This is a genomic window from Luteibacter sp. PvP120, from assembly GCF_054055715.1.
The window spans coordinates 216,328-237,068 of the sequence record NZ_JBSRXP010000001.1 but is presented as its reverse complement, the minus strand read 5'-3'; the positions used below and the strand labels follow the sequence as shown (position 1 = coordinate 237,068).

At 64.3% G+C, this 20,741-nt stretch carries 12 protein-coding genes; 3 read left to right on the top strand and 9 right to left on the bottom strand.

Translation table 11 applies throughout. The annotated features are described in order from the left end of the window. Positions 1–29 precede the first annotated feature (29 nt). The 3 genes from ACVKN3_RS01015 to ACVKN3_RS01005 all read right to left on the bottom strand — a co-directional run bounded on the left by ACVKN3_RS01015 (position 30) and on the right by ACVKN3_RS01005 (position 8,002). Positions 30–5,297, bottom strand: coding sequence for an autotransporter-associated beta strand repeat-containing protein (locus ACVKN3_RS01015; protein WP_354513101.1), 5,268 nt, complete (start codon positions 5,295–5,297; stop codon positions 30–32). 194 nt (positions 5,298–5,491) lie between these two features. After that, positions 5,492–6,316: a hypothetical protein gene (locus ACVKN3_RS01010; protein ID WP_354513103.1), complete on the bottom strand. Its 825-nt coding sequence runs from the start codon at positions 6,314–6,316 to the stop codon at positions 5,492–5,494. A gap of 600 nt (positions 6,317–6,916) precedes the next feature. Next, positions 6,917–8,002 carry an acyltransferase family protein gene (locus tag ACVKN3_RS01005; RefSeq protein ID WP_354513104.1) on the bottom strand — a complete coding sequence of 362 codons (1,086 nt, stop codon included), beginning with the start codon at positions 8,000–8,002 and terminating at the stop codon, positions 6,917–6,919. A 119-nt stretch (positions 8,003–8,121) separates the two neighbouring features. Between ACVKN3_RS01005 and ACVKN3_RS01000 the strand changes: the two genes are divergently transcribed. Next, positions 8,122–9,345, top strand: coding sequence for a PQQ-dependent sugar dehydrogenase (locus ACVKN3_RS01000; protein WP_354513106.1), 1,224 nt, complete (start codon positions 8,122–8,124; stop codon positions 9,343–9,345). A gap of 26 nt (positions 9,346–9,371) precedes the next feature. Here ACVKN3_RS01000 and ACVKN3_RS00995 read toward each other — a convergent pair whose 3' ends face one another. Further along, positions 9,372–9,950 carry a helix-turn-helix domain-containing protein gene (locus ACVKN3_RS00995; protein ID WP_036141387.1) on the bottom strand — a complete coding sequence of 193 codons (579 nt, stop codon included), beginning with the start codon at positions 9,948–9,950 and terminating at the stop codon, positions 9,372–9,374. Positions 9,951–9,952: 2 nt separating this feature from the next. Further along, on the bottom strand, positions 9,953–10,402 hold the full coding sequence (locus ACVKN3_RS00990; protein ID WP_285404818.1) for a YybH family protein: 450 nt from the start codon (positions 10,400–10,402) through the stop codon (positions 9,953–9,955). A 302-nt stretch (positions 10,403–10,704) separates the two neighbouring features. Between ACVKN3_RS00990 and ACVKN3_RS00985 the strand changes: the two genes are divergently transcribed. Further along, positions 10,705–13,014, top strand: a complete 2,310-nt coding sequence (locus tag ACVKN3_RS00985) for a TonB-dependent receptor (protein WP_354513108.1) — start codon at positions 10,705–10,707, stop codon at positions 13,012–13,014. Positions 13,015–13,018: 4 nt separating this feature from the next. On the opposite strand, the gene ACVKN3_RS00980 is transcribed toward ACVKN3_RS00985, so the two are convergent. The 4 genes from ACVKN3_RS00980 to ACVKN3_RS00965 form a co-directional block, all read right to left on the bottom strand. Beyond that, a complete protein-coding gene (locus ACVKN3_RS00980) occupies positions 13,019–13,366 on the bottom strand; it encodes a zinc ribbon domain-containing protein YjdM (RefSeq protein ID WP_285404814.1) in 348 nt (115 codons plus the stop codon). 59 nt (positions 13,367–13,425) lie between these two features. Then, positions 13,426–14,523 carry a hypothetical protein gene (locus tag ACVKN3_RS00975; RefSeq protein WP_285404812.1) on the bottom strand — a complete coding sequence of 366 codons (1,098 nt, stop codon included), beginning with the start codon at positions 14,521–14,523 and terminating at the stop codon, positions 13,426–13,428. A gap of 62 nt (positions 14,524–14,585) precedes the next feature. Further along, on the bottom strand, positions 14,586–14,759 hold the full coding sequence (locus tag ACVKN3_RS00970) for a hypothetical protein (RefSeq protein ID WP_185754377.1): 174 nt from the start codon (positions 14,757–14,759) through the stop codon (positions 14,586–14,588). 117 nt (positions 14,760–14,876) lie between these two features. Then, on the bottom strand, positions 14,877–16,457 hold the full coding sequence (locus ACVKN3_RS00965; RefSeq protein WP_456991012.1) for an SDR family NAD(P)-dependent oxidoreductase: 1,581 nt from the start codon (positions 16,455–16,457) through the stop codon (positions 14,877–14,879). Positions 16,458–16,782: 325 nt separating this feature from the next. Between ACVKN3_RS00965 and ACVKN3_RS00960 the strand changes: the two genes are divergently transcribed. Beyond that, the gene (locus ACVKN3_RS00960; protein WP_354513113.1) at positions 16,783–20,739 is read left to right on the top strand and encodes an amino acid adenylation domain-containing protein; all 3,957 of its coding nucleotides are present in this window, start codon (positions 16,783–16,785) and stop codon (positions 20,737–20,739) included. Positions 20,740–20,741: the final 2 nt, after the last annotated feature.

The window sequence follows — 20,741 nt, the reverse complement described above, 5'->3', positions numbered from 1 at the left end:
CATCGTCGAGCTCGATCCATAGCACGCCATCAGAACATTTTTACGAACCGCGCCGATACCAGTCGTGAACTGTCCCGTTGGCCCATCTGGTAGTCATATCCGAGGTCCAGCGATGCGTCCGCCCCCAAGTTGGCCTTGAGTCCTACGTTCAACAAACCGCTATATCGCGACAGCCCGATACCGACCAGAGGCTGCCACTGTTGCAGCCCCACGAAACTGGCATCGAAGACATCGCCCGTCGACGCCAGGGTACGCTGAAACTGGGCACTGGCCCGCACGTCCACGCCGCGTCCGCCGCCGAAGTCCCAGTGACGGCTGGCCCTGAGTCCAGCTCCCGCCTGCCAGCGATCAAGTACCTGCGCATGGGCCTGCAAGCCAAAGCCGCCTGCCCCTTGCTCGGAAAAGCTATCGCGCCGGATGTTCGCGTACTCGACATTCATGAAGGGAATCACACGCGTGCCGGCCCAGTTCAGATTCAGTCCCGTCTCACCGTACGCGACGCTGTAATCACCGCCGTACCGGGTGCCCACGGCCTGTGTGTTCACACCAAGCAGCAGTTGCCGATTCACGTCCTGCTCGAAATGTCCTACGCCCAGGCGTGCCTGCGTATACCAATTGCCGTCGAGTATGCCCGCGTAAAGCATCCCCTCGGTCGTGCGGCTACGGTTACGGTCGGCGCTTTGATCCAGCCGTTGCTGGCCCTGACTTTGTCCGAACGCGAAGCCGCCCACCCCGGAGCTTCCAATCTTCCGATCGTTGCCAATCATCCAGCCGTTGAGCTGGAAACCAACACCATCGAAACCGGATCGCCCCATGTTGCCGTCCATGCTGAGGTCGTGCGTCCACATGCCATAGCCGCTTTTCTTGTCCAGCAGTTCGTCCATGTGATCGGCGAGTGCTCGACTGGAGGCATCGATGGCCTCGAACGTCATAGCCGCACTGGCCGCATGCAACTGCCCCGACAAGGTCTGTAGAGAAGCCTGCGCAGCCTGAACCGTCGGAGCCTGCTGGAATTGGCCCGCGGCGGTAACGAACGGCGCCGGAACCTCCGCGAGGGTACCGCTTACGGCCTTAGCGTCCATCTGCGTGAAAGCCCGCTGGACGCGCGTGGCGCTGGCCATTGATGCTGTGGTGAGAACGCCACCCCGCTGTGTTACCGCGGTGGTCACGTTGAGGCCTGTTGTGTCGAGCCACACGCTTTGGGCATCGTAGTGGATGCTGGTTGCGGTGAATACGACGCCGGCATCCTTCACCAGCTGGCTGAACGTGCCGCTGACACCGCCGGAAGCGACGAGGACATCGGTATGCGTATTGCTGGCATATCCGGCGTCGGCACCTGTGACCTCGAGCGTTCCGCCGAGCGTGGCGGCTCCGCTTACGGCAAGCTTGCTGCCCAGGCTGACCGCCAGGGTGCCGTCGGATGTCTGGCTATAGCCGTTGCCCACCGTCGAATCACCGGCGTGCACCAGGACCCTACCGTTATTGACGAGGCCGCCAAGCACGCCGGGAACACCGTCAAGGGTACCGCTCGTATTTACGGTGACATTTCCTGCGAGCGCCTGCGTCGCGCGCAGCGAACCCGCGTTGATCGCCGTGCTGGCCACACCTGCCAGGGCATTGCCGTCGATCAGCCACGTACCGGCACCATTCTTGAGCATGGCACCGCTGAAAGTCGTCGATCCCGTGACCGCATCCGAGTAACGCTGGGTGGTGCCTGCATCACCGTCGAGGGTCAAGGTGGAATGGCTGTTGCCACCTATTTTCAGTGCACCGTGAATGTAGCCACCGGCGCTGAGCGTCACGTGGTGGACCAGCGCCGGGTCCATCTGTACGTCACCCAGGATAGAGCCGGCGTTGGACAGCGTGAGGCTGCCATTCGAACCGTACTGGCCAAATCCGGAATACACGGGGACATAAATCGCGCAAGCCGGCGTGGCGGAACAGTCGCCCGACGGCGCCGCAGTCGTTCCGATCGTCGAACCGGCACCGTTGACGACCACGCCCCCCACGCCGAGGCGGATGCCTGTCTGGCTGCCCGTTATATTGCCGCCGCTCGTGTTGTTGACCGCAACGATCGCGCTGGACATGCTGTCGCCGGCAACGCCAGTCATGCCGGAGACGAGGCTCCCTCCGTCATTGTTCACGGTACCACCGTCCCGCAGGCTAATGCCGTTCTGCACGCCGACGATGGAACTGGCGCCCAGGTTGTTGATAACGACGTTCGTATGCGAGGCGAAGACACCGGTGCTGATCGGAAGGTTGAACGGCGGGGCTTCGCTTCCCGAAGTGATCCGACCACCATTTGTGTTGTTGACAGCAGGCATATCACCATAAATGCCGGCATTGGTGAGGCCTGAAATGGTGCCACCATCATTATTCACGACTCCGGCGGATTCCACCCCCCTGGAGCCACGAATGATGCTACCGGACCCATTTGTGAGCGTGCTGTTGGCGCCGAGCGACACAGCGCCGCCGACATAGCCCTGCTGGGGGACCGTCTCGATGATGCCTCCATCACGGTTGAGCACGGCGGCCGCGCCGCCGCGGACCGCCGTGAAAGGACCACCGCCATGCACGGTGCCGGCATTATCCAGCGTGGCACCGTCCTGGAGCAGGGTGTCGGCGATGCGGGCACCGGCATCCACCCTCAGAACCGCGGGTACCTGATTCCCGCCCACCGTCGCCTGATAGCCGAGCGACGAGCCGCCGGCGACCCGAAGCGTTCCTGCGGTGACGAAGGTTCCGCCGGTGAACGTATTCGCGCCGGAAAGCGTCATCGTGTTTACTCCGAGCTTCGTCACTTGTCCCGCACCACTGATGGCACCCGCAAAAACCTGGTCATCACTCCGGTTGAATACCAATGACGCGTTATCGAGGATGGGACCGGCCAGGGTGCCCGTCGTACCGCCGTCGCCGATCTGCAGGCTGCCCTGGCTGATCGTTGTGCCTCCCGTATGTGTCAGGTCGCCCGTGATCGTCAGCGTGTTGGGCCCCGTTTTCTGGAACACGCCAGCGCCGCTTACCCGGTTGCTCAGCGTTACGTTATCGGAGCGATCGATCACCAGAAGTCCATCGTTGAAAATATCGCCCGTGACGCCGCCCGTGGTGCCACCCGTACCTAGTTGCAACGTGCCGCCATTGATCCGGGTGCCGCCCGTGTACGTATTGTCGGCCACCAGTGCGACGGCGTCGGCCCCCTCCTTGATCAGGTTGCCGCTTCCACTGATCGGTGCGGTTATTCCAGGCACCACGGAGGAAGGATTGCCCAGGTTCAATACCAGGGTACCGTTGTTGGCGATCGGCCCAGAGTTCCAGTTTTTCGCTCGGCCATTGCCGATCTGCAGCGTTCCCCGGCTGATGGTAACCCCCGCCAGGGAAACATCGTTAGCAACGATGAGCGTGCCCGTACCAGCCTGGGTCAGTGAACCCGTACCCCGGATCGCGCCATCGACACGCACGTTGTCGCTGCGATTGAACACCAGCGCAGCGTTATCGGTAATGTCCCCACCGACCGTGCCGATCGTCCCGCCGTTACCGATCTGCAACGTGCCTTCCGTCACCGTGGTCGGTTTGTTGGCTGTGTTCGAGCCATCCTCGGTGAGATTGCCGGTCACTATCAGTGTTCCGGCACCATCTTTCAGCAGCGCACCACTGCCCGTTATGTTGCCGCCGAACAGCACGTCGTCACTGCGATCGAACCTGACGTAGCTGTTGTTGGCGATATCGCCGGTGAGCCAGCCAACGGTGCCGCCCTTGCCAATTTGCAGGATGCCGCCACTGACGGTGGTCCCGCCGGTATAGGTGTGGTCGCCGGTAAGGATGAGCGTGCCCGCGCCCGCTTTGCGCAATGCGCCCGAGCCCTGGATCACTCCGGCGAACTCGACAAGGTCGCTGCGATTGAACGCCAGTGTCCCGTTGTCGGTCACATCGCCGATGATCGAGCCGCTGGTACCTCCGCTGCCGATCTGCAATACGCCGCCATCAATGGTGGTTCCACCCGTGTACGTGTTGGCGCCACCAAGCACGAGGGTACCGAGATCGGTTTTGACGAGCCCGGAGCTACCAGTGAGCGCGCTTTCGATCGTGGCTGCGTAACCGACGGCGGCGGAAGTACCGTCGCCGACGCGGAAGACCGTGCGCTCGGGATGCCCTGCTACGCCCACAAGGACGATCGGGTCGCCTTGCACGAGATATCCATTGCTGGCGAACTGCATGCCGGCCACCGTGACGTCGCCCTTGCCGGCGTCCACCGTGATCGTACCCGGGGTAGCCTGGAATACGGCGAACGAGCCACTCGAAAAAACCGAATTCGTCGCGCCATTCACGTCGGTCCAGTTCGTTCTCGCCCCGGTGCCGCTCGCCTGCCACGTTCCGTTGCCGCCGTTGATGACGTGGTCGCCCTGGGGGCCGCCATCGCCATCCCAGAAGGTGACATTCATGCCTTGGGCATCTACGACATTGACTTGATGCGCGACACCCGTCTGCACTCGTAGGCCGCCATCCACATCCAGGCCATTATCGACAAGCGCTCCACCATAATTGAGCAGACGATAGACGCCCGGCCCGGAAGAGCCACCCGATGGGGAGTCGATCGTGAGCTTGCCATCCAGCGTCAGATCTCCCTTGACGTCAAGAAAATCGCCAACCCACGGGTTGTGGGCATCGAATGCAGCCGTGTCATAGGCCAGCACGGAACTCGCCGAAAGCGCCAGGTTGCCATGGATGAGGAGCGTACCGACGGCACCCCGGCTGCCGGGGGCCAGGGTAGCGCCGGCATCGACGGTGACGTTGCCACCGATGGTGCCGCGGCCGCCGAGGGTTGCGCCGCTGGCAACCTCCGTGTTCCCGGTCGAAGCCGACTGGTCGCCATCCACGTACAGCCCGCCCGACGTCACTCGTGTGACGCCGGTATAGGCGTTGGTGCCGGTGAGCGTCAGCGCGCCGGCACCTTCCTTGACGACGTCGAACGAACCACTGAGGTTGTCAGCCAGTACCTTGGCAACGCCCGCAGCAACGTCGATCGTGCCACCGGCAAAGCCCGTGCCGTTAGTGGGGGGTGCTGTCGGCGGCTGGTCGGGCGGTGAGGACGTGGGCGGCACAGATGTTGGCGGCACAGACGGAGGCGACGATGGCGGTACGGTCGATGGAGAGGTCGGCCGGACGTTTCCGTTTCCTCCTCCCCCACCGCAAGCAGAAAGACCAAGCCCCATAGCCACGGCCAGCGCCATGGCGCCCAGCCTGAATCCCGTGCCCGACGTCGCGGCGTCGAGCGCACTCACACCTTGCGATGCTTCCATGTACCCCTCCCCTGATTGCGCAGCATCTTGCCGTAAGAACCGGCGAGACGCCATATGCAATGCGGCAGAGGTCCGGGACACGCAGGACTTGCCAGCGGACGCCCGCTTGCGATCCGGGAACGTCCGAGTAGAGAGCTAAGGATAAGGAGCCGAAGCACGATCCTTCGGCACCCTTCACCAGTGAAACGTGTTGCCTAGTTCGACTGGGTGAACTGGATCGACGGTGACGAGCCACCGCTCGCCGTGCAGCTACCGAGATTCAGGTTGTTGGTCTCGCCGGTCGTACCGGCGTTCGATACGCAGGTCGGCCGTGCGGTGGTGCCATCGACGGCGGCGATCTTGACCGTGATCGACGATCCGGTGTTGAAATCCGCTTCCGCTCCGCCCGCATCACCGCTGACGTTGAAGTCGGCCCGATCCCACACGCTGGCGATACCCAGCACGCTGTCGCTGGCACTGAGCGAGTACGCCTTGGTACCGTTGGTGAAGACCAGCGTATCGTTGCCACCGACGGTGGCGGTTCCCGTCAGCTTGAGTTTGGCCAGCTGCGTCGCGGGAACGTTCGGTGCGGTCACGCCGGCGCTGTTCTTGTAGCAGGAGCCACTGCCGCCGCCGAACCACCCGCTCGGACAGGTGTTGCCGTAGCCGATCAGCCAGTACTGGATGAAGGCCTGGGCCTGGCCCCGCGTGCTGTAGTCGGTGCCATAGACGAATTGCTGCCAGTTCCTGCAGCCCGAATGATTCTGGCAGGCCGACGTGGCCTGATCGGCATTCGTGTTGACCTGGAGCGTGTACTCGTTGGGTCCGAGAATGCCGCCATTGCCGAACGCCGCTACCCCGACGCTGCTCTCGGAGGTCACCCCGGTGACCGACGGAAAGGTTCCGGTGGCGCTCCTGATCAGGTTGGATGTGGCGATCGCGTAGTCGTTGCCGTTACCGGTGGTTGCCGCACCCGAGGCCGGCGCAAACGCCCCTACAGCCTGGGCACGGCGCGGCATCGGGTGAGCGGATGGACTCACCTGCGAACAGGACGTCTTTTCCCAGGTCATGCTAGGGAAGGTGGCCTGGAAACAACCATTGGAGGGCGTCGACATACGCGTGATGTCTTCGTGCCAGCTCTGTACGGCTTGCGGAAGCACCATCGATGGCGCTTGCGCCGTGTCGTCGCCGAGAGGTGCCGCGAAGGCGGCGGGTACGCAGGCTGCACAGGCAAGGCTGGCGACGACGGCGAGCTTAATACGTCGAACAGCAACGGAAAGGATGTTCACTGGCACGTTGTTCTCCCGTGGAAACGCGTTGGTTTAGCGGTGAAAGCCGGATGATCCGGACCCCCCGTTGTTTCCGACATAACATGCGGCCCTGAAGTGCACCTCCTTGTGCGCCGGGATGTAACCACGAAATATCGACGTCACGCCACGCGCCTAAAAACGAAAAATGTTCCGTTTTAGGCGTAAAAATATGATGTCACGAACGTATTCAGCACTTTTGAAAGTGCTGCCGGCTGAATTGGCGATCCACGCCGCGGAATAATGCCTAGCCGTCGCGACCTGGCGTTTCGCGTCGGTTTTTTGGCAACGTGCGCGTGCCGAAAAAGCTTCGAACTTGTTGCTCTCCCCCGATCACCGGCTCCTGTTCATCAGGTATCGCCTCAACGGAAGATCGAAGTACCTCATGACCACGTAAGCGAAAGCGATCAGGGCAACCGTGCTTACGGCGATCACCAGCGTCAGTGCCCCGGCGTCCGGCTTGGTCGACCGATAGTAATCGCCGAAGATATACATGACGGAATAGTGGGTCATGTACAGCGGATACGAGATATCCCCGGCGATTTTGCAGAATCTCACCGACAATCGGTCGAGCACGGATCCCGCGCCCAGCATCACGATGAGCGGAAAATAGAGGACGATCACAACGACTTCGCGAATCCACCCGCGGTCGGCATACGGCATGACGAGGGGCAGGATCAGAAGCAACGCCAGGCCCGGAAAGCCAATACGCGTCCGCAGCATCCATTTCCGGCGGTATACCAGCAGACCGGCAAGAAAGGAGAACGTCACCCTTGCAACACCGACCCAGAACGTGTCGCCATTGAAGCCGCCCCACAGGTTACCTTCGTGATAGCCCACAACACACAGGACGATCGCTGCGGCTGCCGTGGCCACGCCCAGCGAGCGGCGACCCAACCGGCACAGCACGAGCGCATAAGCGACGTTCGCCATGTATTCCGAGAACAGCGACCAGGCGGGCGAATTCAGGCCGAAGAGACTGAACCCGGCCTCCGGCATCGTCGGATAAGGAATCAGGAAGATCGACGTCAGTAGCAGGAGCGCGAGCGAACCGGGATCGTACGGCAGCGGATCGACGCGAAGAGGATTCGCGCACAGCGTGAGCAGGCCCAGCAGCGAGCCGAACACGACCATCGGATGCAGGCGTATCAACCGGACCTTGAAGAAGCCCCAGACACCCATCGATCCGACGCGGTCGTCGTAGGCGTAGCCAATGACGAATCCGGAAAGACAGAAAAAGAAATCGACGGCCAACCACCCATGGCCGATGAAGAGATGGCTGTAGTCGCCGTTCACCATTTCCATGAAGTGAAAGATCACCACGGCGACGGCGGCCACGCCGCGCAACCCGTCGAGGGCCGGGAAGTGCTGTTTGGTGGAAGGCCCTGACTGGGTGCGCGAAGCATCCGCGATCGTCATCGTGTGATCGTCCTGTCTGTCGTCATCTGGAATAGATGCATTGTAGATCGGCGGATGGCAGACTGAACCTTGCGACCATCCAGGCCAGGCGCAGACGCCGGCCGCGAGGAAACATGCCCATGAAGCACCTGACGAACGCGCTCCTGCTTGGCGCCTTGCTCACCGGCGCCGCCGCCCATGCACAGACCAACGCAGGCGACCAGAAACCCGATCCCGACCTCCCTTTCACTGTTACGAAGGTAGCCAGCTTCGACCTGCCCTGGCGCATCGCCTTCCTGCCCGATGGCCGGATGCTGGTCACCGAAAAAGTCGGCCGGGTCGACCTGGTGACCCAGCAGGGCGCCAAGACCGAACTCAAGGGCGTTCCGTCCAGCTACGTCGAAGGCCAGAACGGCATGCTTGGCGTGTTCCTGTCGCCGCATTACGCCAGCGACCACTACGTCTACCTCACCTACGTCGCCCCCGGTGATTACGGCGGCGGCCTGGCCATGGGGCGCGGCCGCCTGGTCCTGGATAACGACCAGCCGCGACTGGAAGGCTTCCAGGTGCTGTGGCAGCAGATGCCCACCGGCAAGGGCGGCCAGCCCGGTGCCCAGATCGCGTTTTCACCCGATGGCAAGTACCTCTTCCTCACCGTGGGCGACCGGCAGCGTTTCACCCCCGCGCAGGACCCCGACCAGCCGGAAGGCAAGATCCTCCGCCTTACGCTGGATGGCAAACCCGCTCCAGGCAATCCATGGGCAGGCAAGGTCGGTGCCCGCACCATCCCGCTGATCGATCCGCCTGCCGATACCGAGGCGGCCAAGACGGCGCCGGTCGTCAGTACCTATACGTTCCCCGGTCCCAACCTCACCCCCGCCGAAACCTGGAGCACCGGGCACCGCACGCCGTACGGCCTGGCCTTCGCTCCCGATGGTCGGCTCTGGGAGCTCGAGCACGGCCCCTTCGGCGGTGACGAGCTGAACCTGATCCAGCGTGGCAAGAATTACGGCTGGCCGCTGGTGTCCTATGGCGCCAACTACAACGGCGTGCCTATTCCCAGCCCGGATACGCGCCCGGATCTCGTCAAGCCGGTCATCTACTGGAAGCCGGTGATCGCGCCGGGCAACATCATGTTCTACAAGGGCGACCTGTTCCCGGACTGGAAGGGCAGCGCGCTGATCAGCGGCCTGGTCAGCAGCGGACTCATTCGCGTCACCGTCGACGACAAGGGCGGCGCCACCGCGGTCCAGCGCTGGAGCATCGGCAAGCGCATCCGCGATGTCGAGGAAGCGCCGGACAGCTCGCTCTGGCTGCTGGAAGACGCGCAGCCCGGCGGCCTGTACCGGCTTGCCCCGAAATAAGCTTCGGGGATTCGTGAGGGCGCCGGTCAGTCCCTGAAGATGGCCGGCGTTCCTACCCAGATCATCCGAACCTCGTCCTTGCCTGCATTGCGCATGCTGTAAGGATGCCGCTGGTCGAAGTGGGCGCTGTCCCCCGCGTGCAGCACGAACGTCTTCCTGCCCACCGTCATTTCGAGCGAACCACTGAGGAGGTACCAGAACCCCTCCCCTTCCCTGTGGATCGTCGGCGCCACGAGCCCTGCCGGCACGGTCAGGCGTAACGCTTCCATCTTGCGCTCGGCATGTCGCCCGCTCAGGCGTTCGTAGACCACGGGCGACTCGAGGTCGATCCGGTCGTGCTCATCGGCGCGACAGACGATCTGCCCTGGTGTGGGTACCCCGACGAAGTAATCGACGTCCACCTCCAGGGCATGAGCGATGGCCTCAAGCGAGAGCAGCGAGGGATGGGCGAGGTTCCGCTCCACCTGCGACAGGAAAGGAACGGATAGCCCGGAGCGGTTGGCCAGGGCTTGCAGGGTCAGGCCCAGGCCACGTCGTCGATCCCGGATCGCGGAGCCTATGCTCAGGCCATCGGCTTTGTCCGGCGTCCCCTGCGCGCCCGCCATGATTAGGAGCTGTGGTCGCTGCTGATCAGCCAGCGCGTGCCGACCTTGTGGAACAGCAGCGAAGTGAAGCCCGAGACCTCGCCACCGGTATCCGGCTTGAGGTGGTAACGCCCGATGACGAAGGCGTATTGGGTGCCCAGGGGCTTGACGTCGACGATGTCCACGGTCAACTTGCCCAGGCCGGCACCGGGTGTCCGGAAGCGTGACGCGTACATCGCCTCGATCGCCTCGTACCCTTCGACGATACCGCTCGAACCCACGTAGCGCGTGCCTGGCGCGCGCTCGTAGCACTCCATGAAGGTCTTCAGGTCGCCGGCGGACCATGAGGCGGCACTGGCATCGAGTGTCTGCTTGATGGCCTGGGCGACCGGTTCGGCTGGGGCTTCAGCCGCCATGGAGGCAGTCGTCACCACGGCGCCCAGGGCGCAGAAAAGAACGGACAAGGTTTTCATGGCACCCCTGGAACATGTGGGAAGTTGCCCTTCCGCCGACACCGGCAAGCATGGCCGGATGGCAGCGGTCGGTCCGTTGGCAGACTAACGTAAAAGCTTGACTCCATCAAAACTTTTTGATCTGATCGAAACAGGGCTCGCTGCACTGCCGCAAAAAAGCGGTTCAGACGGCTATACGTCCGGCGCCAGGGGGCGCAACGCACACTTGCTCGAGAACACGCTCGCCATGGCGGCGCGCGTGCGCGAAGGGTATGCCTGTTTCTCAAGACCGTCTTCCATCCAGCCGATCGGCAGGGGCTTCCATGAACCAAGATCTCAAGCGCACGCTGCTCTACACCGCCCTGCTCTCCGTGGCGCTGGCCACGGGCGCGGCCGCCGCGCAGGACGCCACCGATCCGGCCAACGGCAAGAAAAAGACCCAGGCGTCCGACACCCCGCAGAGCCTCGAGGGCATCACGGTCACCGCCGCCAAGCGCGAGCAGGACATCCAGAAGGTGCCTATCAGCATGACCGCGCTGACCGGCGAGCAGCTCGAACGCCAGGGCGTGACCAGCCTCGTCGACCTGGCGCGTATCGCGCCGTCGCTCACGGTCGCCTCCTCGGGCCCGGGTTCCAACAACCTGATCATCCGCGGCATTTCCTCGAGCGCGGGCTCCGCCGCCACGGTGGGCTATTACCTCGACGACGTGCCCATCGCCGCGTCGAGCAATGCCGCGCTGCTGTCCACGCGTGGCGTCATCGATCCCTCGGTGTTCGATATCGAGCGGGTGGAGGTGCTGCGCGGGCCCCAGGGCACGATCTACGGCTCCAGTTCGATGGGTGGCACGGTCAAGTACGTGACCAACCAACCCGACCTGGACTTCGTCGAGGCGCGCATCCGAACGGACGTTTCGGGCACGTACCATGGCGGCCCCAATGCCAACGTCAATGGCGTGCTCAACGTGCCGCTGATCAAGGACACCGTCGCGCTGCGCGTGTCCGCCTACTACCGCGACGACGACGGTTATATCGATCGCTACCCGATCTCGCCCGCCAACTACCTGGCGGCGGACCCGGATGGCAGGAAGAAGGACAACGTCAATACGTACAAGACGTATGGGGCCCGCGTGGCCATGCTGATCAAGCCGGACGATTCGCTGACGATCACGCCCAGCGTCATCTACCAGTATTCCCGACTGGGTTCTCCGTTCACCTACGACAAGATTCCCGCGTCGCTCGACAACCCGTACCAGGTGCGTGACGTCAACGAGACCAACATCCAGAAGTCGACGATCTCCAACATCGCCATCCACAAGCAGTTCGACGCTTTCGAACTGATGTCGTCCAGCTCGTACTTCACCCGCGACATCAGCATCCGTGACGACAGTTCCAAGGTGATCAACTACTTCTTCGGCCTGCCCAGCGTCTACCCGACCACCATGTACGGCAGCTACAAGAACAAGGAGTTCACAGAGGAAGTCCGCGCCACCAGCAAGTTCGATGGCCCGGTGCAGGCCATCCTGGGTGCGTTCTACCATGACGTGCGCGCGCCGCTGAACTCGTCCATTCCCTACCCGGGTGGCTTCAACCAGACCTTCGGCACCCCGTTCCCGGCCTACTCCACCATCTACCAGGGCGGTCGCAACGCCACCCTCGACGAGTATGCGGTGTTCGGCGAGTTGTCCTGGAACATTACCGACAAGCTGAAGGCCAGCGCGGGCATCCGTGCTTTCGAGGTCAAGCAGGGCTTCTCGCAGACCGGCGATGGCCTGCTTAACGGTGGCCCGAGCGCGGTACAGAGCAAATCGAAGGATTACGGCAGCACGCCCAAGTTCACGCTGCAGTACCAGGTCACGCCCGACGACATGGTCTACGCCACGGCCTCCGAAGGGTATCGGCCCGGCGGCCCGAACAACCCTGCCCCGGCCACGCTGTGCGGTTCGGAGGTCTCGGGGCTGGGCCTCAGCCAGTCGCAGCTGAACAAGTACAACCCGGACACCCTCTGGAACTACGAACTGGGCTTCAAGAGCGCCTTGCTCGACCGCAAATTGCTGGTCGACGCGTCCGTGTATCACATCGACTGGAAGCACGTGCAGCAGCAGATCGTGCTCGGCTGTGGCTACAACATCACCGCCAACTTCGGTAGCGCGGTCAGCCAGGGCGCGGAACTGGAACTGAAATTCCTGCCCGTCAATGCCGTGACCCTGAGCGCCGGCTTCAGCTACAACGATGCCTACCTGAAGAACGACGTGCCCGGCACCTCGGCGAAGGACGGCGACCGCCTGGTCAATGTGCCCCGCTTCACCGGCTCGCTGGCCGGCGAGTATCGCCACCGGGTCAACGCGCAGTACGACGGCTTCATGCGTGCTGACATCAGCTACGTGGGCGACTCCAACTTCCTGTACGACCGCGAAAGCCCGTTCTACCGTCGCAAGGGCTTTGCCACCACCAATATCCGCGTGGGTATGGAAGGCCGCAACGGTTTCGATATCTCGCTGTACGCCACCAACCTGTTCGACAAGCGCGGCGAGACCGACCTGCCGGTGGCCATCTCGGCCGACCTGCCGACGACGCGCCGCGTGGCGTTGAACCAGCCGCGCACCATCGGCGTGACGATGCAGTACCAGTATTGAGCGATCAGGCTTTCTTCAAGAAGCACACCTTGAGCACCAGCCCCTTGATCTTGTCCGAGCTCCCTTCGATGTGCTCCGCGTCGCCGTCCACCAGATGGATGTTGCGTATCACGGTGCCCTGCTTCAACGGGATGGAGGATCCCTTGACTTTCAGGTCCTTGATGACGACGACGGAGTCGCCTTCGTTGAGCACGTTGCCGTGGACGTCGCGCACGACAGCTACGCCTTCGTCGGCAGCAGCCGACTGCTGCGGCCACTCATGGGCGCAGTCCGGGCAGATGTACATCTCGCCATCGGGGTAGGTGTTTTCCATGCCGCAGACCGGGCATGCGGGGATATCGGAGTTCGGCACGAGGCGGCTCGCTTACAAAAAAGGTCGAGCCCGCCATTATACGGGTCAGCGCTGCCAACCTACTCCACCGTAAACAACACCCGCTCCGGCGGCGCCTCATCGACCGCCTCGCGCAACCGGTCGAACCGATCCGACGCCCAGAAGCCCTTCATCGAAACATCGCCGACGTCATCCAGCGCATAGTCCACCCGCCCGGTGACCAGCATCGCCGTCATGGCCCGCAGGATCGGGCAACCCGGCAGCATGTCCTCGACGAAGAGGAACTGCCCCGCCTGGTTCACTTCAAGGAAATGGAAGCCGCCCTCGGCGTCCATCACCAGGTCGATGCAACCGAAAACGAGCCCCAGCTCCCGCATGAACGCCCGCAGTCGCGCCTCCAGCGCCTCGGGCAACACGATACCCTCCGCGCGCAGCTCGGGATCGCCCGCATGCGTGCGCCAGTCCACGAAGCCGCCGCCCTGGTCCTTGCGGATGGCCAGCGCGAACATACGGTCGCCGATCACGGTGACGCGCACGTCGCAGGTCTTCTCGATATAGCGCTGGTAGATACCCGGGCACACGGCGATCGCCTCCGCCGGCAGGTCGCTGTCGCCGTCCAGCAAGGTGACGCCGACCGCGTGCATCTTCCCGCTGTCTCGCTCTTCCCACTGGTGGACCAGGAAACTCTTGAAGACGATCCGGCCCCAGCGCGCGCGCATGGCGTGTACCTCGGCCGCGTCGGTGGTCACCACGGTGTCGGGGAAGGGAATGCCCAGGCGCCGGCACACGCTTAGCTGCACCAGCTTGTTCTCCGCGTGGCGCGCCGCGTCCATCGGGTTGACCCAGAGGGGGCGCGCAAACGTGCTGTCCAGGCTGAACACGCTGCGCTGGAACATTTTCCATTCCCAGGCGGCGAAAGTGCGGTCCGCCTCCGCGCAATGCGGCTTCGGCTCCTGGAACCGTCGGTTCCACACGGCCGTGATGCCCCCGGCCAGGTCGAACGGCGCATCCATCGACTCGCCGTCCGCGTCGATGTGGAAGCGGTAATGCGAACCAGGCGCCGTGGGCAGGGCCGCGAACCACAGCGGCTCCACACCCTGCTGCTCGATCGCCCACGCCAGCGCGCTGGCGTGCGGATCGCTGTGCGGCGCGAGGATGAGCGGACGTGTCCCGGTCATGCTGTCTCTCCCTAAACGAATGCGCCCCGCGAAAGGCGGGGCGCAAGGTGCGGACAGGTGAATCAGCCGCCGATGATGCCGACTTCCGGCTCGGGTCGATCCGGATCGGTATAGACGGTGAGGAATACGTTGCCGCGGTTCTCTTCCTTCAGCGTGGGGGTGACTTCCGTGGCACGAAGGCGGGCGAAGGCGCGGGGAGCGGAAAGATCGTGGGACGACGAGGCATGGCATGTCATGGCAAAACGTCTCCTGGGAGCGGCGGAAGGGCCGCGATTCACCCTAAGCGATCCCCGGAAGCCATGCGTGAAAGCCTGCCGAAAATGCATGGTGGTCCCAGGCGACGTCCCCTGCGCTTACCAGTCCGTCGGCCGATAGTCCTTGAGGAATTGCCCCCATACATGCTCGCCCGTGTTGATCCCGCTGATGATCGGATCGACGATACGCGCGGCCCCGTCGACGATGTCCAGCGGCGGGTGGAACCGTTCTTCCCGCACCTTCTTCGCCGCCAGGTCGGCCGGATCTTCATCGGTCACCCAGCCGGTGTCGACGCTGTTCATGTGGATACCGTCGTTCTGGTAATCCGTAGCCGAGGTACGCGTCATCATGTTGAGCGCCGCCTTGGCCATGTTGGTGTGCGGATGGCGGGTGGTCTTGAAGTTGCGATAGAACTGCCCCTCCATCGCCGAGACGTTGACGATGTGCTTGTCGCGCTCGGGCGTGCGCAGCATCAGCGGCTTCAGCCGCGCGTTGATGATGAACGGCGCGATGGCGTTGACCAGCTGCACCTCCAGCAGTTCCACCGACGGCACCTCGGCCATCAGCAGGCGCCATGAGTTGCGCTCGCGCAGGTCCACCTGCTGCAGGTCCTGGTCCAGCCGGCCCTCCGGGAACAGGTGGCTCTGCGCCAGCAGTTCCTCGGGCAGCAGCGGTAGCTGCGAGAGCTCGGCGGCCCGGGTCAGTCCCGGCAACGGTGCCCGCTGGCCGGCGAGCCCACCGGACGAGGCGGCGGCATCGGGCAGGATGTGCGAGCCGCGCAGGCCCTCGTAATGACCGACCAGCTTGCGCACGTGCTCGGGCATGTCGTGCAGGGCGGCCGTCTCACCCTCCATCATGTGCGCATAGAAGTCCGGCGGACGACGCACGGTCTGGCACGCATTGTTGATGATGAAATCCAGGCGTGGCCGCGTGGCGACCAGTTCCTGGCAGAACGCTTCCACACTGGGCGTGTGCCGCAGGTCCAGCCCGTAGACCTGGAGGCGGTGGCCCCATTCGCCGAAATCCGGCTCTTCGGCGTAACGCGCCGCGGAATCCCTCGGGAAGCGCGTGGTGACGATCAGCTCGGCGCCGGCACGCAGCAACTTCAGGCCGGCCTGGTAGCCGATTTTCACGCGACCGCCGGTCAGCAGCGCCACGCGACCGCGAAGGTCCACCAGCTCGGTGCGCTTGGCGTAGTTGAATGCCGCGCACGTGGGGCACAACTGGTCGTAGAAGAAATGGATGGCCGAGTATTTCTGCTTGCACACGTAGCAGTGCTTCGGTTCGATCGACTCGCGCGGTTGCGCGGCATCGGCGTCGGGCCCGATATCGTTGGCCTCGAACCCTTCGGGTGCGAAGACGTTGGGCGTGGTGAACACCGGCTTGCGCCGCAGCGCACGGATGCCGGTCTGGTTGAGCACATCGTCCTCGGCCTTGATCTTTTCGGCATGACGCGCTTTTTGGGCAACTTTCAGCTTGATGCGGCGCTCACCCGGGTCGGGGTGATAGACCTGCGCCACCGCCTGGTACAGGCGTTGACGATCGTCGGCTGGCAAACCGTCAAGCAGCAGCCTGTCGGCCGCGACGGACTCGAGCAGCTGCGTCGCCGCACGCAGACGCTCCAGCAGCGCGGTATCGGCGGTGACGTCGGCCAGGGGGGCGGTAGTGTCCAAAAGCATGATCCGTAAAGAGAAAGAGGAAAACCGGAGCGATGCGCCACACAGCCGTGGAGCGCGTCCAACCCGCTATTTTGCCTGTAATGCCACCCAGGGTGGTAACCGCGCGATCAAGCCGTTTCGGCAGCACGCCGGAAAACGCTTATACGCCACGACTACCCGATTCGCCGTCTGCATGGCGGCATGCCGTGACTGTGATGCGCGACACAGCGTCCGACCACGCAGTGTCATATTCACTCTCAACACTACTTAAGAAATCTTTTTTCTTTCAGACGGCCAAACGAGATCGGCGGATATCGTCCTGCCTGTCGTTAACGCGGGGAACACCATGCATACCGAACGACAAGGCAAGCTGCCGCTGACCACGGCACAACGGGGACTGTGGGTGGGACACAAGGTCGGTGCACCCGGCTCCACCATGAATATCGCGGAGTTCGTGGAGATCGAGGGCACGCTGCACCTGGAGCATTTCAGACGAGCGCTGCTCCAGGTGACCGACGAAGCACAGACGCTGCGCGTGGGTATCGACGAAGACAATGGACGTCCGTTCCAGTTCGTTCGCGATGTCTATAACGGTACGTTTCCATGCATCGATCTTCGCGGCGTGACCGACCCACGCACGGCGGCTGAGGCGTGGATGCTCGACGAGCTGAGCCAGCCCGTCGACCTTGCACGCGATCCGTTGTGGGTCAGCGCGATTTTCCTTCTCGACGGCGATCGCTTCTACTGGTACCAGCGTGCCCACCATGCCGTGTACGACGGCTACAGCGGCGGCAAGGTAGCGCAGCGCGTGGCGGAGCTATACACGGCGTTCGTGCGGAATGAGGCTCCGGGTCCCTGCCACTTCGGTGCGCTGGCGGAACTGGTCGATGCGGAGGCCGCATACCGATCGTCGTCCCGCTTCGGACGCGACCGCGACTACTGGACGGCGCAACTGGCAGGACTGCCCGATGCCGTGACCCTCGCCCGCAGGCGACCGCAAGGCAGTGCGGGCGGCTTGCTCCGGAGTGTGGGCCATCTGTCCAGCGCCACGGTGGATCGCCTGCGCCTGCTGGGTCAGCAGCATTCGACCAGCCTGCCCCAGGTGCTGATCGCCCTGGTCGCCGCCTACTACTACCGACTGACCGGCGCCGAAGACCTGGTGTTCGGCATGCCGGTGTCCAGCCGGATGGGCGATGTGTGGCGGCGCACGCCCGGCATGGTGGCCAATGCGGTCACCATCCGCCTGGCGCTGTCGCCCGAGATGACGGCGGGCCAGCTCTTCGCCCAGGTGGCCACCACGGTGCGCAGTGCGCTGCGGCACCAGCAGTACCGCTACGAGGACGTGCGGCGCGACCTGGGGCTGGTCGGCCAGGGCCAACACCTGGCCCGGCTGGGCATCAATATCGAGCCCTTCGATTACGCGCTGGATTTCGCCGGTGGATCGGCCAAGGCGCACAACGCATCGAACGGGTCCGCCGAGGATCTGACCGTGTTCGTTTATGACCGGGGCAACGGCGCCGACCTTCGTTTCGATTTCGACGCCAGTCCCGCGCTGTACGACATGGCCGAGCTGGACGAGCACCGGCATCGACTGGTCCGGATGATCGATGCGGTGCTCGACACACCTTCGCAGCCGCTCGCCGCGATCGACCTGCTCGAGCCCACCGAGCGTCGGCGACTGATGCACGACTGGAATGCGACGACATGCCCTGTCGATGCGCGCCCCCTGCCGCAGCTGCTGGCGGCGTGGTCGGCGCGCACGCCGGATGCCGTGGCCATACGCTCGGAACGAAGACAAGTGACCTATCGCCAGTGGCACGACCGCAGCGCCGCGTATGCCCAGCAGCTCATCGACGACGGCATCGAGCCGGGCGACATCGTGGCACTGGCGCTACCAAGGGACGAACGCCTGCTGGTGCTGCTGCTGGCCGTCATGCGTGCGGGAGCGACTTACCTGTTGCTCGATCCGGAGGGACCGGTCGAGCGCGTGAACGACATGCTCAACGATGCGAAGCCGCTGGCCCTGGTGACCACGCGGGACATCGGCGAGCGGCTGCCGCATGGCGGCATGCTGCTCGTCCACGTCGAGGACGAACCCCTGCCGGTATCGCGGCATCCCGACCGGTGCCAGGCCAGCGGCATCGCCTACGTGCTTTACACCTCCGGCTCGACCGGCAAGCCGAAGGGCGTGCAGGTGACCCACTCGAACCTGTCGCATTTCCTGCAGGCGATGGTCCATGCGCTGGCGCCGGAACAGCGTGAGTGCTTCGTCGCACTCACGGGGGTGACCTTCGATATCGCCGGATTGGAGTTCTACCTGCCGCTGGTGGTGGGTGCGCAGGTGGTGGTGGCCGATACGGCAACGCTCCGGCAGCCGGCCGCCGTGGCACGGCTGATCGACGAGGAAGGCGTCACCGTGGTGCAGGCCACCCCGTCGTTGTGGCGGATCCTGCTGGCCCACGCGGCGTTGCGGCTCGACACCGTGCACGCACTGGTCGGCGGCGAGGCCCTGACCGAGGACCTTGCCGCCCGACTCTTGCAGCGCGCGCGCAGGGTCACCCAGCTCTACGGCCCCACGGAAACCACGATCTGGTCCACGGTGGCCGACCTGGATGCCGGCGATATCTCGCCGCCGCCGATCGGTCGTCCCATCAGCAACACCCAGGTGTATGTCCTCGACCGCCAGCGCCAGCCGGTGGTACCCGGTGCCACCGGCGAGCTGTACATCGCCGGTGCCGGCGTGGCGGCGGGTTACCTGCGCCGCGCCCCGCTCACCGCCGAGCGGTTCGTCGCCGATCCCTTCGCGGCAACGGAAAGACGGATGTACCGCACCGGCGACCTGGTGCGCTGGCGTGACGACGGCCAGCTCGAATTCGTCGGTCGTGTCGACCAGCAGGTCAAGATCAACGGCTACCGGATCGAGCCGGGCGAGATCGAGCACCGCCTGCTGGCCCTGCCGGGTGTGCACATGGCCGCGGTAGTCGCGCGTCCGGACGAGTCCGGCAAGACCGTGCTGGTGGCTTATGTCGTGCCGTCCGCGGATCGCCCCTTCGACGAGGCCCGGTTGCGCATGGGACTGGCGCGCCACCTGCCCGAACCGGTCCTGCCCGCCTATATCCTCCGCCTGGACAGCATGCCGTTGACGGCCAGCGGCAAGCTCGACCGCGCGGCACTGCCGGCGCCGACGCTGCTGCGCCAGGCCACCTACGAGGCGCCGCGCACCCCCACGGAAGAGCAGTTGGCCGGCCTGTGGCGCGACATCCTCGGCGTGGAGCGGATCGGTATCCACGACAACTTCTTCGCCCTGGGCGGCGACTCGCTCGCCGCGGCGGAGATGGTCGCGCGCTGCTCGTCCCAGTTGGGAACCGAACTGTCGCTGGCCAGTCTCTTCGACGCATCCACGATCGCCGGGCTCGCCCGTGTCCTGGAGCGCGCCGAACATCACGACGCCAGCCCGCTGGCGCCCCTGCTCCGGTTGCGTGCCGGCGGTGACGTCCGGCCCCTGTTCTGCATCCATCCCGCCGTGGGAATCAGCTGGAGCTACGGTGGGCTGCTACGCCACCTGGATGCCCACCAGCCGGTGTTCGGCCTGCAGTCCCGCGCACTGGTCGCTGCCGCCACGCACGACACGATCGAGGACGTGGCCGACGATTACGTCGCGCAGATCCGGCAGGTGCAGCCGGAGGGTCCGTATCGGCTGCTGGGCTGGTCCATGGGCGGACTGATCGGGCATGCCATGACGGCGCGCCTGCAAGCGGAAGGCGAGTCCGTCGAGTTCCTGGCGATGCTGGATGCCTATCCCTTCACCGCATCCGACCTGCCCGTGGACGACGCCGACGAGGTACGCGCCGTGCTGCATTTCCTCGGTCTGCACGAGTTCGCGGGCGAGGATGCACCGGTGTCGATGGATGCGCTGGCCACGCTGCTATGCGATTCCTACGACGTCTTCAACCTGCCGGTGGTGCGAGCCCTGAGCCAGCGCGATCCGGACCTCATCGCCCGTGTCATCGCCCTCACCCGCCAGCACCTGGCCATGGCCCGCCGCTATCGACCGGCCCGTGTGGATACCGACGTCATCTTCTTCCATGCGACACGCAAGACCGCGATCGCGTCGTCCGAGGTGTTTCATCAGCATCCGGACGCCTGGCAGCCGTGGGTCGGCGGCAACTTCCATGTCCATGACGTCGACTGCCACCACCAGGCGATGCTGGAGCCCGCCCCCGCCATGGAGATCGCGCGGCACCTACGCCATCGGCTGGGCGAAGCGCGCTTTTCCCCGGCGCGCGTCACCGCCACCACCTGAGG